Genomic DNA, 13,594 nt, shown 5'->3' on the forward strand with positions numbered 1-13,594 from the left:
CACCGGCGCAAGCCGGTGTGCCCCGCCTCGCGCGGGGATGATCCCGGAAGGAACCACAGTGGCAGTCGAGATGTTCTACGACGACGATGCCGACCTGTCGATCATCCAGGGCCGCAAGGTCGCTGTCATCGGCTACGGCAGCCAGGGGCACGCGCACTCGCTGAGCCTGCGCGACTCGGGCGTCGAGGTCCGCGTCGGTCTGGCCGAGGGGTCGAAGTCGCGTCCGAAGGCCGAGGAGGCGGGCCTGACCGTCGGCACGCCTGCCGAGGTCTCGGAGTGGGCGGACGTCATCATGGTGCTTGCGCCCGACACCGCGCAGGCGTCGATCTTCACCAACGACATCGAGCCGAACCTGAAGGACGGCGACGCGCTGTTCTTCGGTCACGGCCTCAACATCCACTTCGGCCTGATCAAGCCGCCGGCGAACGTCACCATCGGCATGGTCGCCCCGAAGGGCCCGGGCCACCTGGTGCGTCGTCAGTTCGTCGACGGCAAGGGCGTTCCCGCGCTGATCGCGATCGACCAGGACCCGAAGGGCGAGGGTCAGGCGCTGGCGCTGTCCTACGCCAAGGGCATCGGCGGCACCCGCGCGGGCGTCATCAAGACCACCTTCAAGGAAGAGACCGAGACCGACCTGTTCGGTGAGCAGGCCGTGCTGTGCGGTGGCACCGAGGAACTGGTGAAGACCGGTTTCGAGGTCATGGTCGAGGCCGGATACGCGCCGGAGATGGCCTACTTCGAGGTGCTGCACGAGCTGAAGCTGATCGTCGACCTGATGTACGAGGGCGGCATCGCGCGGATGAACTACTCGGTCTCCGACACCGCCGAGTTCGGTGGCTACCTGTCGGGCCCGCGGGTCATCGACGCCGACACCAAGAAGCGCATGCAGGACATCCTCAAGGACATCCAGGACGGCAGCTTCGTCAAGCGTCTGGTCGCCAACGTCGAAGGCGGCAACAAGGAGCTCGAGGCGCTGCGCAAGAAGAACGCCGAGCACCCGATCGAGGTCACCGGCGCCAAGCTGCGCGGCCTGATGAGCTGGGTCGATCGCCCGATCACCGAGACCGCCTGATATCCAGGCCGATTCGCGCGGTGGCCCGCTCCGGAGTTTCGGAGCGGGCCACCGGCGTCTTTCGCGGAGTTTCTAACTGCTGCCGAACGAGCCTGTGCCCGGGAAGCCCTGGCCCCAGCCCCCGCCCCAGCCCTGGTTCCAACCTCCGCCCCAGCCTTGGTTCCAGCCTCCGCCGCCCCAGCCACCGCCGCCCCAGCCATCACCCTCGCCCCAGCCAGGACCGCGGCCATAGGGTGGTGCGCCGTAGTGGGGTTTATCGACCAAGAGGTTGTTGTTGCAACTCCAGTCCTGGAACGGGCCGAAGGCGCACTGGTTGTAAGCGGGAGTGACCCCGGGCGTGCTCGGGGTGGCGGAGGCGGGCATCGCCAGCGCGGTCAACGGAATCGCGGCGATCGCACCGGCGACGGCCACACGGAATATTCGGCGTGCGCTGATTGACGAGAACAACGTAAATCCTTTCACTCTGCGGCGAGCGTCTCCGCCCGCCATCCCCCCGTTGCGGGGTCCGCCCACGGCCCACCCCCGCAGACAGATCTTGGATCTACGGTCACTGCTTCGCGGTCGCGCTTACCGACGGGACAGCGACTGCATAGCTACACTCTTGCGCACTCGCCGCCGAAGGTCACGGGTGTTTTCTCCCCTGCGGGGCAAATCGAACCGCGGTATTAGGGAGTTCCCCTATCGCCGCACCCCGGGATCAACCGAAGAGTGGCAGCACCGTGTCCACGATGTCGGTCGGCGACGGCAGTGACGTGAACGCGCTCGCTGGGCTCAGGTGGCATTGCAGCGCGCGCTGATGCGCCGCACCCACCAGCAGAAGCGCTGCCGCGCGCAGATTTACGGCGCTCGGGGCGGAGGGTTGCGCGGCCGCGAGCCGCGCCTGCATCGCGTCCACCGCGCGGTGCGGACCGATGTCCGCCTCCTGGGCGCGATCGAGGTAGCGCGCGCGTAGTTCGGCGTCGGATTGGATCGCGGCGGCGACGGGGATCGTGGCGACGAAGAAATCTTCCAGCGCCTCCATCAGGGCGACGAGATCGGCCCGCAGGTCTCGGTGCGCGTCGACGTCGCCGAGGACGTCCTTGACCGGTCGCAGGTGTCGTTGGACCACCGCCTGCAACAGCCCGGTCCGGTCGCGGAAGTGATAGAAGATGCTCGACTCGGCGACACCGGCGCGGTCGGCGACCGCTTTCGTGGACAGCCGCGCCACACCCTCTTCGGCGAGGATTCGCTCCGCGGCGGCGATCACCGCGTCGCGGACGCCCGTCGAGGGACGCCCACGGCGGCGGCCTTCGACCCGGCCGGATGCCGTCACGAATCCTCCGATCGTTCGTTCCTCACCCCTTGCAGTATGCCCGACGCGGTCGTATTTTCTGAGTAGACACTCAGTAAATATCTTTGGAGGTAACCGATATGTCCAGCCAGGCTTCGGTGCGACCATCCCCATCGCGTATCCAGCGCACCGGGGACGCGGTCGTCAGGTCGTTGCTCCGGTCTCCGCTGCATCGGGTGCTCAGCGGCAGGTTGCTGCTGGTCACGGTGCTCGGGCGGAAATCGGGGCGCGAGTACACCAATCCGGTCGGATACGCCGACCATGACGGAGCGCTGCTTGTCGGCACGACGGCCAGATGGCATCGCAATCTCCGCGACGGTGAAGCCGTGCGTGTCCGGCTGCGCGGCAGCGAGATTCGTGCCAGAGCCGAAGTGATCGCCGACGAGGCCCGGCTCGCCGCGCTTGCTCCGGTGGTGGTGTCGGCGAATCCGATCCACGGGCGCTACGCGGGTATCGAACTGGAGCCGGACGGGGCGGTCGATCGCGACAATCTGCGGCGAGCCATGGCGAACGGGTATGTGATCGTTCGTCTGAGCCCGGTCTGAGGCGGGCGGGGTCGTTCCCCGGGTCCGTTTCGCGCCGTCCGGATCGCTCTCCCGCCGCCGCGCGGTGTAGCGACCGTCTGGTTACTCGCTCGTACGGCGGCTGGGGCCTAGGGTTCTCCCGGACAACGAGGTCGGAGAAATGTACATCCGGAGATTCCCTGTCCGAACGGATTCCGCACCGTGGCCCACTCGATAGAACTCGACCGCACCGTGACCATCCCGACCTCGGCCGGCCGCCGACCCGAGGCGATCCACCGATTTCTCGTGAAGCCCGACGACGCGGGCATCGTCGGATCGGTCGACGGAGGCAAACTCCTGGAATGGATCGACAAGGTCGCCTACGCGGCGGCGGCCCAGTGGAGCGGCCGCTACTGCGTCACCGCTTACGTCGGCAATATCCATCTCGACCGGCCGATCGCGGTCGGCGAGCTGGTCGAATTGCACGCGAATCTGGTCCACACCGGGCGCACCAGCATGCACATCCTGGTCACCGTCTATTCGACCGATCCCACCCGGGTGCAGCCGGTGCAGTCGGCGCAATGCCTGACGATCTTCGTCGCCGTGGACGACGACCGGCGCACCGTGGAAGTGCCGCAATGGAATCCGGCCACGCTGCTGGAGTTGCAGCGGCACCGCCAGGCGCGCGCCCGGATCTCGGTGCGCAAGCTGATCGAGGAGGCGATGGCCGCGCAGCGGTACACGTCGGCGGGCGCCGCACCGAGCGCCACGCTGCGATTCCTGGCCGCGCCGTCGGACATCAACTGGGGCGGCAAGGTGCACGGCGGCCGCACGATGCGGTGGATCGACGAGGCGGCCTACGTCTGCGGTGCGGACTGGGCCGGGCAGCGGGTCATCACTTCGTACTTCGGCGGCATCCGCTTCTATCGGCCGATCGTCATCGGCCATGTCGTCGAGGTCACCGCGCGGCTGATCCACACCGGCCCGCGCAGCATGCACGTCAGCGTGCACGTGACCTCCACCGACGCCCACTCCGACGAGCCCGCGCTCGCCGCGCACGGTCTCGCTGTGGTCGTCGCGCTGGACGGCGAGGGCAAAGCGCGTCCCGTGCCGCAGTGGGAGCCGGTCTCCGAGGAGGATCGCGCGCTGGACGCGCACGCCCGGCACCTCATCGAACTGCGCTCGCTGGTCGAGCCGTTCACTGTGGCGAGCGCCGTGCCGTCCGACGCCGAGCCGAGTCATTTCCGCATACCTGCGCCGAGCTGAGGCCGAAGCGCCCGGTCTAGACTGGTTACCGATGAGTAAGTTCTTCGCGTCGGTGGACGAGGTGACCGGGCGTCTCACCGAGGCCGGGTACCTCCCGTCCCTCGATATCGCCACCGCCGTGTTCCTCGCGGGCCACCTCGGCAAGCCCCTGCTGATCGAGGGCCCCGCGGGCGTCGGCAAAACCGAACTCGCCAAGGCCGTCGCCGCCGCGACCACGTCCGACCTGGTGCGGTTGCAGTGCTACGAGGGTATCGACGAGCCCCGCGCGCTCTACGAGTGGAACCACGCCAAGCAGCTGCTGCGCATCACCGCCTCGGACGACGAAGGCTGGGACAGCACCCGCGACCATGTCTTCACCGAAGAGTTCCTCCTCGCGCGCCCGCTACTGGCCGCCATCCGTAACCCGCGCTCCACGGTGCTGCTCATCGATGAACTCGACAAAGCCGATGTGGAGTTGGAAGGCCTGCTGCTCGAGGTGCTCGGCGACTACCAGGTGAGCATCCCGGAGCTCGGCACCGTCACCGCGGTGCGCAAGCCGTTCGTGATCGTGACCTCCAATGCCAACCGCGAGCTGTCCGAAGCGCTCAAGCGGCGGTGCCTGTATCTGCACATCGATTACCCGACCGCCGAATTGGAGCGGGCGATCGTGCGGATGAAGGTTCCGGAGCTGGACGAGGCGCTGGGAGAGCCGGTGGTCCGCGTGGTCGGTGCGTTGCGCCAGCTCTCGTTGCGCAAAGCGCCGTCGATCGCCGAAACCGTCGATTGGGCGAAGACACTGGTCGCTCTGGGTGCGCGCAATCTATCCGGCGGTGTTGTCCGCTCGACCCTCGGCGTGCTGTTGAAGTACCAATCGGATCACCGCCTGGCGGTCGAGCGGCTCGGACTCGATATGGATACCGAGCAAGGAGGCCGGTGAGATGGGGTTCCGTCCGACCGCTGACCGCCTATCCTCCGAGGCCGGTCGTCGCGCCCACTGCGGGGCAGGGGCGTTATGAGCATCGCTGAAAGTCGCGCCTATGAAATGGGTACCGGATCGATGACCGATCGGCTCGTCGAATTCGTCGGGCTGCTGCGTGACCACGGCATCAACGCTGGACCGAGCGAGACCATCGACGCGGCCGAGGCGATGATCGCCCTCGGAATCGATGATCGCAATCGCTTGCGCTCCGGCATGGCCGCCTGCCTGCTGCGCAGCAATGGTCAACGCGCCGTGTTCGATCAACTCTTCGACCTGTATTTCCTTACCACCCAACAGCCACAGCCCGTCGATCCGTCGACGCCCGAATCCATCGAAGCGCTGCGAGATCGGCTCGTCTCCGCACTGGCACAGGATGATTCGGAATCGGTCGCCGAGCTTGCCCGCCAGGCGCTGACCGAACTCGGCGGCTACGGCGGCGCGGGCGCCGGGCAATCCTCCGCGCCGGTCACCACGGCGTCGGGCGCAGGCTGGTCCTCCTACCTGACCATGAAAGCCCTACGCCCGGAAGAACTCGTCGAGCGCATCGTCACCGGCATGAACGGCGCCTCCCAGCTCGACACCACCGTCCACACCATCGAGGCCAACCGCCGCCTCGCCGCCTTCCGCGCCGCCGTCCAAACCGAGGCCCGCCTGCGCTCCGCACAGCTGCGCGGCACCGAATACATCGCCCGCCGCGGCGTCGAATCCAGCACCGACCAGATCGATTTCCTCGGCGCCCGCGAACAGGACCTCGCCGAAATGCGTCGCCTTGTACACCCTTTGGCCCGCAAACTCGCCACCCGCCTCGCCGTCCGCCGCCGCAAAGCCGTGCGCGGCCAGATCGACCTACGCCGCACCCTGCGCCGCTCCATGGCCACCGGAGGCGTCCCCATCGACCCGGTCCTGCGCGCCCGCAAACGCGGCCGCCCCGACCTGGTCGTCCTCGCCGACATCTCCGGCTCGGTCACCGGCTTCGCCGAATTCACCCTTCAGCTGATCCAGGCCCTGCAAGACCAGTTCAGCAAGGTCCGCAGCTTCGGCTTCGTCGACACCTGCGACGAGATCACCCACTTCTTCACCCCCGGCGAACCCCCGACCCCCGGCACCGCCGCCCGAATCATCCGCTCCACCAAGGTCGCCCGCTTCGGCAGTTCGAACTACGGCGAGGCCTTCCAAGGATTCCTCGACAACTACGCCGACGCCCTCGGGCCGCGCACGTCCGTCCTCATCCTCGGTGACGGCCGCACGAACCGCACGGACCCGAATCTCGCTGCGGTGCAGACGATTGCCGATCGAGCGAAACACGCCTACTGGCTGAACCCAGAGCCGGCACGGTCATGGTCGACCGGGGATTCGGCAGCTCACGTGTACGCGGAGTGCGTGACGATGCACGAGTGCCGGAACGTCAAGCAGTTGAGCGAAGTCGTCGCCCGGTTGCTGCCTGCGTGACTCGGCCTCGCTGTCCGAGCCTCATCCGTATGTGATCTGAAGTACGGCGTTCGAACGTAGGGCAAGCTGCTGGTAGGTCGGGAGGACGAATACAGCAGGCCAGGCTCAACTACTACCAGCGCCGCGAAAGCCCACTCGAATGCCCGTCGGGCGCAACTCGCGGACGACGGCGGCCGTCGCGGTGGCGGTCACGTCGTCGACCCAGTCCGGAATGGGCACCGCGTTCGCGATGTACTCGCGCACAAGCCCATAGGGAATCGCCTTGACCGCAGCCAACGCGATCGCCATGTGACGCTCGTCGGCGTCGCCGCATTCCGCCGCGACGGCGGCACGCAGCGCGTCGTTCATTCGGTCGTTGACCGCTGCGATGTCGGCGCGCAACTCGGCCGAACCCACTTCGAGCAGTTCCTCACGTCGGAACATCTTCATCGCACGAGCTTCGGTGGGATGCTCGCGGCAGTACCGCGGCAGGTGCATCGCGGCGGCGAGCAGCGGGTCGGCTCCCGACAGCGCGGCGACGAATCCGACCTGGAAGCGCTGGATCGAGCGGAGCCACAGCCGGGCGAGCAACTCTTCGCGGGAAGCGAAGCGCACGTAGATCGATCCGGTGGGGACGCCGGAGGCAGCACTGATCGCGGCGATGGTCGGCCTGGTCGTCGCCGGATCGGCAAGCAAATCGCGCGCGGCGTCGAGAATCTGGTCATCGGTGAAGCGCCGGGGTCTTGCCATGGGGGACAGCCTAAGGCAAGGTTTCAGAATATGGATTCAAAAACTCCGTTTCCGATCACGGGCAGTCTGCTCACATTCATCGGATCGGCACATACCGCGCTGGGCGTTGTCATCTGGGCGACCGGTCGAGAGCAGACCGAACTCGCCTTCTGGTTCACCGCCTTCGGCGTCGCCGCCGTCGGCTTCGGCATCGCCGTGATCGAGACGGAACGAACCCGCGGCTACGCACCAGCGCCGATCCTCACCGCGATCGCCGTGCTCACCGCGTTCGGCCTCGTATTCGAGCCGGTGTCAGGGTTTCTCACTGTTCTGATACCGCTGGCCATCGGCGTCCGCGGATGGATACGCCACCGCCGGCTCGCCGCGATCCCGGCAGGGTAAGCCGGACCCAGCCGGGTCAAACCTTGCTGCGACCCGCGACCGATGAGGGACAGATGGATCACCTCTTGTCAGAGATCAGTCGGCTGCGTCCCTCCAGATCGCCTTCCCTACCAGGCACCGAGGCCATCACGCGCCCGCTGCCTATGTGATGACGTGAATCGGCCTGCGATGTTCGGCCTCGGCGAAAGTGTCGGTATATGCCGTTATTCTGGTCGTTATGGCTGGTTCGGGGAGGACACGGCAGGAACAAGTTTGCGCCGTCGGTTCAATGGAGAGTCTCCTCTTGGCCCACGCGCCGTACCGGGGCAACTCGGGCTCGGTACGGCGTGACGCCCCGTGCCGCACGACATCGATTATTTCGAAGCGTCGCTTGGACGGGAGCCCCAACTGATGGCGCGTATCCGCGAGATCGTACCGAGTCAGCAAGAGATTCGGCCGCACAAGCTCGAGCACGCTGTCTCGTGCCAATACAAGGTGATCGAGGACTTCGACGACAGACCCCTCGTTCACCTGTCCACGTTCGGCTCCGACCAGCGAGAGTCGCACCCCAAGAGCAGCCAGTCGCTGCAACTCACGCTAGAGAACGCCACCGAGTTGATGAACGTCTTCGCCGAGGCCTTCGGTTTCACGTGGCGGCCGCAACGCAACCGAGGCGAACAGTCCGATATAGAGCCTACTTTCGCGGACGCGACCGACGAACTGGCCGCGCGACTGTACGTGCCCAAGGCTTGGCTTCAGGAGTGCATAGATCTTCTTCGCGATCGACCGCAGCTGATCTTCTACGGACCGCCGGGAACTGGCAAGACCTACCTGGCCAAGGCTTTGGCCGAGCATCTCTCCAGCGCGGAGAACGTGCGGATAGTCCAGTTCCATCCCGCCTATTCCTACGAAGACTTCTTCGAAGGGTTCCGGCCTGTCCAGTCGACAGACGGTCACCTCGCGTATCACCTTCAGTCGGGGCCGTTACGCCTATTGGCAGACGAGGCCCGCAAGAATCCCGACATGGTGTACACACTGATCATCGATGAGATCAATCGTGGCAACCTGGCGAAAATCTTCGGGGAGCTGTACTACCTGTTGGAGTATCGGAACGAGAGCATCGACCTGCTGTACTCGGACGGCAAGGAGAGCTTTGCGCTGCCGAAGAACATCGCCATCATCGGAACCATGAACACTGCGGACAGATCCATCGCGCTTGTCGACTCGGCGATGCGGCGGCGGTTCGCGTTCATGTCGCTGCATCCTTCTGATGAACCGACCAGGAGCATCCTGCGAAACTGGCTTCAGGCGCATGGGCACAACACGGCCATCGCCGAGATCGTAGACGTACTGAACGCCACCATAGAAGACGAGGATTTCAAGATCGGTCCGTCGTACTTCATGCGCCCGGCCGCTATCACTCGGCACGGTATGGACCTCACTTGGCGGACATCCATCATCCCGCTGCTTCAGGAATATCACTTCGGCGACACGAATATCGTCGTCGAGCAGCGTTACTCGCTGGAATTGATTGCGGAACGGGCCGGAGTCGGAATAGACGGCGGCGTGTAGTGGCATGGGGGCCAAACCGCCGATTGAACTGATCGAACACGGAACTTGGAAGATCGTCGACCTCGCACCCTTGGAGTTCGACGCTCTGAAGGAGACGAAGTTCGTCAACGTGAAGTCTTCCTTGCAGGGCGGATGTCGGATCACTCCTGGCGGGAAAGTGGGTTCGATCAGGGTTGGTACCGTGCAGGTCGACGTCCGGCCGAAGATCACCGAGCTGAGGCGGCTGCTCTTTTTCATAGGTTACTGCTCGAACCCGAAGATCTGGCGTGAGGAGGTGGTCCATCTCGACAAATCCGATGGACTGTTTCCGGCGGTTTCGGAATCTTTCGTGCGCTTGGCCGCGCGGGCTCTGGAAGGCGGCCTGCTCCAGAGCTACCGAACGAAAATGGAATCGCTCCAAGTGGTCCGAGGGCGGATCGACTTCAACGAGCAGATCACTCGGCGGCACGGCCTGCCGTTGCCGGTCGCGGTCGAGTACGACGACTTCACCACCGACATCGCCGAGAATCGAATCGTCCTCGCGGCGGCGACGGCTTTGAGTGCTCTGCCGCAAGTAGGTTCGGACGCTCGGCATAAGCTCAGTCGTATTCGATACCAGATGAACGACGTGGCTCTCCCCGAGCGGAATGGCACCCGGCCTATGTGGCGTCCTACCAGGCTCAACGTCCGATATCACGATGTCCTGAGACTGTCTGAAGTCATTCTCGACAACTGCTCCTTCGACCAGCGCAACGGGGGCTTGGCGGTCACCGGGTTCATGTTCGACATGTGGAAGATCTACGAGGACTTCGTCACTAGTGCGTTGAGCATGGCTATGCGTCGATACGGCGGACGGGCGGTCACGCAAGGGCGGATCTGGATGGACATGGCGAAGACGATCCTCATGAAGCCGGACTTGATCTGGTACGACACGAGCGACCGCCCGGTCGCCGTGGTCGACGCGAAGTACAAAGTTGAGCGGCCTAAGGGGTTCCCCGAAGCCGATATCTACCAGATGCTCGCTTACTGCTCGACGCTCGGTCTCGAGGAAGGTCACTTGATCTATGCGAAGGGCAATGGCCCAGTGAAGACGCATAAACTCGTGAGTTCCGGCATCACGATCCACTGTCGTGCTCTCGATCTCGGGGCTCCACCCACGGAGCTGCTGCACGAGATCGATAACATCGCCCGCATTATCCTGCATCGATGATCTTTTTCTCATCGCTCGACAGTGCGCCCCAGCGCGCTCGATGCCTTCGATCCGAGCCGAAGAAGCTCCGCCAAGGTTGTGGGGTCCATCGTGAGTTCGAATTCATTGCCGGATGATCCGAACACGAATGTCACTGATACGTCGTCCTTGCTTATGACGGTTTTGACCGGGCAGCCATCACTCGTGCTGACCCAACTGCCGACCGTCAGTCGATTCCATGTCATGGTTGCTCCCCATCTGGTGTGGCGCTCTCGAGCCACCACGCGTCGCCGTATGGATTTCGGACTATGGCCACTTCGACATTTCGATCGGAACCAATGCCCGCGTGAGTGGCAAACCCGTCATGGTCAGAGGCGTGCATGCTGCGGCTCCACCTATCGCATCCGGCGCGGACGAGGCAGAGCACATGCCCGGATGGCTTCGACGACGGCCAGCCCTGACGGGCGGTAACTGTCACGTGGCGGGTTTACCCACACCCGAAATCCATGGCGGTCGGCGGGCGATGGGAGTGCGATTCGGGCGCCGAGTCTGGCGACGGACGCGTTGAGGCGGAACAGTTCGCCGAACAGAGCCATGTCGTCGTTGGGGACATCCGGTATGACGAGGAAGGTCCACCGCTTGGAGCGGGGATGCGAGACGATCGGGCCGGGCCGAATGCCGCGCCCCTGCATGTGAACTTTGATGGAAGCGCCGAGTTCGGCTGGAACGGTGATTCCTCCGACACTGCCCGAGGGAATGAAGATCTGGCGGAGTTGCGGCTGCACACGCGCGGGCAGACCGCAGATCTCCCTGTAGAAACGGCATCTCGACATCAATGTGTCTGACGGTATGCCGTACACGAGTGGCGTTTGGTGCGTCGCGCCACCCCTCGCATATCTGTGAACGGATCGCATTCCTTGCCTCCTGCTCCAGTCGATCGAAGACGAGCACCTGACGCCGCAGAGCCTGAAAGCGCTTCGGCGTGGAGTGCTGTGGCTAGATTCCGCCTCGAAGTGGCTCTGCGGGAACGCCCGTTTGAGGGAGGACAAGGGGAGAATCGGGGGATGTCGGGCTGGTTCGGGCCTGGCGGCCTGGGGCGGATGCAATGATTTGGCTGCGGGTTACCGAACGAGGGGGACGGGGCTTGTCCGAACCGAATCACCAGCTCAGCGCGGCACGAGCTCGAACGAAGTCCGAACTCACGGGGCATCCGTTGTCTCGTGCGGAACTCGCCGACGCGGTAAACGCCTGGGTCTATCGGCGAACGGGTCGGGTTGTTCAACTGTCGGGCAACTACATCGGGAAGTTGGAGCGCGGCGTCTTCCACTGGCCGAACGCGGACTACCGCGCCGGGCTGAGGGCCGTACTCGGCGTCGCGACTGACGCCGAACTCGGTTTTCGTCCCGTCGAGCGCGGAACCGGCGGCGATACCATGGTGTTGGACGATTCACCGATGTTCCTGCCGAGCGCGGGGAAAGAGGTTGACGACGTGCAACGCCGAACCTTTCTGCTCAGCGCGTCAGTCGCCGGTGTCGGTATGGCCTTCGGATTGGAGTCGGCTCGGCACGGCCTGAATCGCGCCGTGTCAGAGGGTGTTCCGGTCGATCTGGAGGACTGGAACGAGATAGTCCGCGAATACGGAGCCGCATACGTCACCCACACGTCCACCGAGTTGCAAGAGATGCTGTTGGTGGATGTCCTGAGCCTCGAGGCGGCGCTCGGTTCATCGCGGAGCGCCAGCCAGCGCCGCGAGCTGTACAAGATAGGCGCTCTTTTGAGCCAGTACATGGCCCAATCCATCGGAGACCTCGGCCGCCGACGCGAAGGGGCACGGTGGTGGCGCACGGCTCGCTACGCCGCAGACTGCTCAGGCGATCCCCACACCATCATGTTCGTGCGGGGACGCAAAGCCATCCGGGGGATCTATGACGGACTGGATCCTGAAACCATCATCGATGAGATCGGCAAATGCGATCCCCTGATCGCGGACGGTCCGGCAGTCGGGAGACCCAGCCTGCTTGCTGCGCGGGCTCAGTCTTTCGCTTTGTTGGGTCGCGCTGAGGAGGCGGAGTCGTCGTTGAACGATCTGCGGGAGACATTCGCAGCTCTGCCGTCTTCCATGACCAAGGATCACAGCTGGCACTGCTGGGCATATCCGGAAGAGCGAGTCAGATTCGCTGAAAGCTTCGTGTACTCCCATCTAGGCGATACCCGCCGGGCAGAACAGGCGCAGTCGGCGGCGCTCAACCTGTATCCGCCGAACAGTCGGCGCGGGCCGGTTCAGATCGAGTTGCAGCGTGCCCTCTGCCTGGTCTCGGCCGGAGACCCAACTGCGGGCGCTGGTCATGCGACTACCACCTTGGGGGGTTTGCCGACCGAGCACCGGACGCGGTTCGTCATGGGTTTAGGGGAACAAGTCCTCGCGGCCGTACCGAAAGGTCAACGGCGCATGCGCAGCGCTCTGGAACTCCACGAACTACTGCGGGACGACGCCTTTTGCCGTGAGAAGGCCATCGGGTCATGACCTCGCGCCTGCTCGATCTCGCACACTACGACGCCGCTGAGGCACTCGAACTCGAAGACGAACTCGAGGCCCTGTACTTCGACTCCCACCGCGAGCAGCAAGACAACCCGTGGTACAGCCCAGCGCGATTCTGGAAACGACTCGAAGAAATGTACGCGCCGATAGCAGGCTTCGTACTGGTCGCGGGACGGATAGACGGTCGGATGATCGGCTACGCCTTCGGCACTCCCTACAGCCGACCACAAGCAGTGTGGAAGAAAGCAATTCGGGTCTACCCGCAATTGGTCGCTGAGACAGAAGGCACACCGGTCTACATCTTTCGCGAGTTCGCCGTACATCCCGACTACCAAGGTCGAGGTTTCGCGAAGACCATCCACGACGCCTTGCTGACGCGGCGGCCGGAACCACTGGCCTACCTGCTGGTGCGAGTCGGCAACCCGGCCCGCGCCGCATACGAGGCATGGGGTTGGCGCTTGATCGGACAAGACCGGCCGTTCGCCGACTCCCCGGTTATGGATGAAATGGCCCGGCTGTTGAGCTGACTCACCCAGTGCCGCTCAGGTGTGCCCGCAGGAGGAGCGCGAGCTCATCGTGTAACTCCACGATGCCCATACGAGTTTTCCGCCGACAACGTGATCACTGAATCGGAATCTCGATTCCAGC

At 64.5% G+C, this 13,594-nt stretch carries 13 protein-coding genes; 10 read left to right on the forward strand and 3 right to left on the reverse strand.

Annotated features, from left to right (window positions below; genetic code table 11):
* The first annotated feature begins 70 nt into the window (after positions 1 to 70).
* On the forward strand, positions 71 to 1,072 hold the full coding sequence (ilvC, locus tag ACWEO7_RS13995) for a ketol-acid reductoisomerase (RefSeq protein WP_174372187.1): 1,002 nt from the start codon (positions 71 to 73) through the stop codon (positions 1,070 to 1,072).
* Between the two features lie 72 nt (positions 1,073 to 1,144).
* Here ilvC and ACWEO7_RS14000 read toward each other — a convergent pair whose 3' ends face one another.
* Together ACWEO7_RS14000 and ACWEO7_RS14005 are read right to left on the reverse strand one after the other, a co-directional pair.
* Entirely contained in the window at positions 1,145 to 1,519 is a 375-nt protein-coding gene (locus ACWEO7_RS14000) for a hypothetical protein (protein WP_452423507.1), read from the reverse strand.
* A gap of 250 nt (positions 1,520 to 1,769) precedes the next feature.
* The gene (locus ACWEO7_RS14005; RefSeq protein ID WP_452423509.1) at positions 1,770 to 2,384 is read right to left on the reverse strand and encodes a TetR/AcrR family transcriptional regulator; all 615 of its coding nucleotides are present in this window, start codon (positions 2,382 to 2,384) and stop codon (positions 1,770 to 1,772) included.
* A 98-nt stretch (positions 2,385 to 2,482) separates the two neighbouring features.
* Between ACWEO7_RS14005 and ACWEO7_RS14010 the strand changes: the two genes are divergently transcribed.
* The 4 genes from ACWEO7_RS14010 (at position 2,483) to ACWEO7_RS14025 (ending at position 6,578) form a co-directional block, all read left to right on the forward strand.
* Positions 2,483 to 2,947, forward strand: coding sequence for a nitroreductase family deazaflavin-dependent oxidoreductase (locus ACWEO7_RS14010; protein WP_452423511.1), 465 nt, complete (start codon positions 2,483 to 2,485; stop codon positions 2,945 to 2,947).
* A 216-nt stretch (positions 2,948 to 3,163) separates the two neighbouring features.
* Positions 3,164 to 4,171, forward strand: a complete 1,008-nt coding sequence (locus tag ACWEO7_RS14015) for an acyl-CoA thioesterase (RefSeq protein WP_452423559.1) — start codon at positions 3,164 to 3,166, stop codon at positions 4,169 to 4,171.
* Between the two features lie 31 nt (positions 4,172 to 4,202).
* On the forward strand, positions 4,203 to 5,087 hold the full coding sequence (locus ACWEO7_RS14020; protein ID WP_452423513.1) for an AAA family ATPase: 885 nt from the start codon (positions 4,203 to 4,205) through the stop codon (positions 5,085 to 5,087).
* A 75-nt stretch (positions 5,088 to 5,162) separates the two neighbouring features.
* Positions 5,163 to 6,578 (forward strand): vWA domain-containing protein, encoded by a 1,416-nt coding sequence (locus ACWEO7_RS14025; protein ID WP_452423515.1) that lies wholly within the window; start codon positions 5,163 to 5,165, stop codon positions 6,576 to 6,578.
* A gap of 105 nt (positions 6,579 to 6,683) precedes the next feature.
* Here ACWEO7_RS14025 and ACWEO7_RS14030 read toward each other — a convergent pair whose 3' ends face one another.
* The gene (locus tag ACWEO7_RS14030) at positions 6,684 to 7,307 is read right to left on the reverse strand and encodes a TetR/AcrR family transcriptional regulator (RefSeq protein WP_452423517.1); all 624 of its coding nucleotides are present in this window, start codon (positions 7,305 to 7,307) and stop codon (positions 6,684 to 6,686) included.
* Between the two features lie 30 nt (positions 7,308 to 7,337).
* On the opposite strand from ACWEO7_RS14030, the gene ACWEO7_RS14035 reads away from it, so the two are divergent.
* From ACWEO7_RS14035 to ACWEO7_RS14055, 5 genes are all read left to right on the forward strand, one after another.
* Positions 7,338 to 7,688 carry a DUF6463 family protein gene (locus ACWEO7_RS14035; RefSeq protein ID WP_452423519.1) on the forward strand — a complete coding sequence of 117 codons (351 nt, stop codon included), beginning with the start codon at positions 7,338 to 7,340 and terminating at the stop codon, positions 7,686 to 7,688.
* A 336-nt stretch (positions 7,689 to 8,024) separates the two neighbouring features.
* On the forward strand, positions 8,025 to 9,239 hold the full coding sequence (locus ACWEO7_RS14040) for an McrB family protein (protein ID WP_452423521.1): 1,215 nt from the start codon (positions 8,025 to 8,027) through the stop codon (positions 9,237 to 9,239).
* 4 nt (positions 9,240 to 9,243) lie between these two features.
* Complete coding sequence (locus ACWEO7_RS14045; RefSeq protein WP_452423523.1) at positions 9,244 to 10,428, forward strand: McrC family protein; 1,185 nt, start codon at positions 9,244 to 9,246, stop codon at positions 10,426 to 10,428.
* Positions 10,429 to 11,551: 1,123 nt separating this feature from the next.
* Positions 11,552 to 12,931, forward strand: coding sequence for a hypothetical protein (locus tag ACWEO7_RS14050; RefSeq protein WP_452423525.1), 1,380 nt, complete (start codon positions 11,552 to 11,554; stop codon positions 12,929 to 12,931).
* Complete coding sequence (locus tag ACWEO7_RS14055) at positions 12,928 to 13,473, forward strand: GNAT family N-acetyltransferase (protein ID WP_452423527.1); 546 nt, start codon at positions 12,928 to 12,930, stop codon at positions 13,471 to 13,473. Before ACWEO7_RS14050 ends, ACWEO7_RS14055 begins: the two co-directional genes overlap by 4 nt.
* Positions 13,474 to 13,594: the final 121 nt, after the last annotated feature.

The sequence above is a fragment of the Nocardia sp. NPDC004260 genome, assembly GCF_053603155.1.

What these genes read in the sequence shown, in the direction of transcription:
- ACWEO7_RS14035 (WP_452423519.1), top strand. Translation starts at nt 7,338, where the DNA reads ATGGATTCAAAAACTCCGTTTCCGATCACGGGCAGTCTGCTCACATTC.
- ACWEO7_RS14030 (WP_452423517.1), bottom strand. Translation starts at nt 7,307, where the DNA reads ATGGCAAGACCCCGGCGCTTCACCGATGACCAGATTCTCGACGCCGCG.
- ilvC (WP_174372187.1), top strand. Translation starts at nt 71, where the DNA reads ATGTTCTACGACGACGATGCCGACCTGTCGATCATCCAGGGCCGCAAG.
- ACWEO7_RS14010 (WP_452423511.1), top strand. Translation starts at nt 2,483, where the DNA reads ATGTCCAGCCAGGCTTCGGTGCGACCATCCCCATCGCGTATCCAGCGC.
- ACWEO7_RS14045 (WP_452423523.1), top strand. Translation starts at nt 9,244, where the DNA reads ATGGGGGCCAAACCGCCGATTGAACTGATCGAACACGGAACTTGGAAG.
- ACWEO7_RS14025 (WP_452423515.1), top strand. Translation starts at nt 5,163, where the DNA reads ATGAGCATCGCTGAAAGTCGCGCCTATGAAATGGGTACCGGATCGATG.
- ACWEO7_RS14055 (WP_452423527.1), top strand. Translation starts at nt 12,928, where the DNA reads ATGACCTCGCGCCTGCTCGATCTCGCACACTACGACGCCGCTGAGGCA.
- ACWEO7_RS14020 (WP_452423513.1), top strand. Translation starts at nt 4,203, where the DNA reads ATGAGTAAGTTCTTCGCGTCGGTGGACGAGGTGACCGGGCGTCTCACC.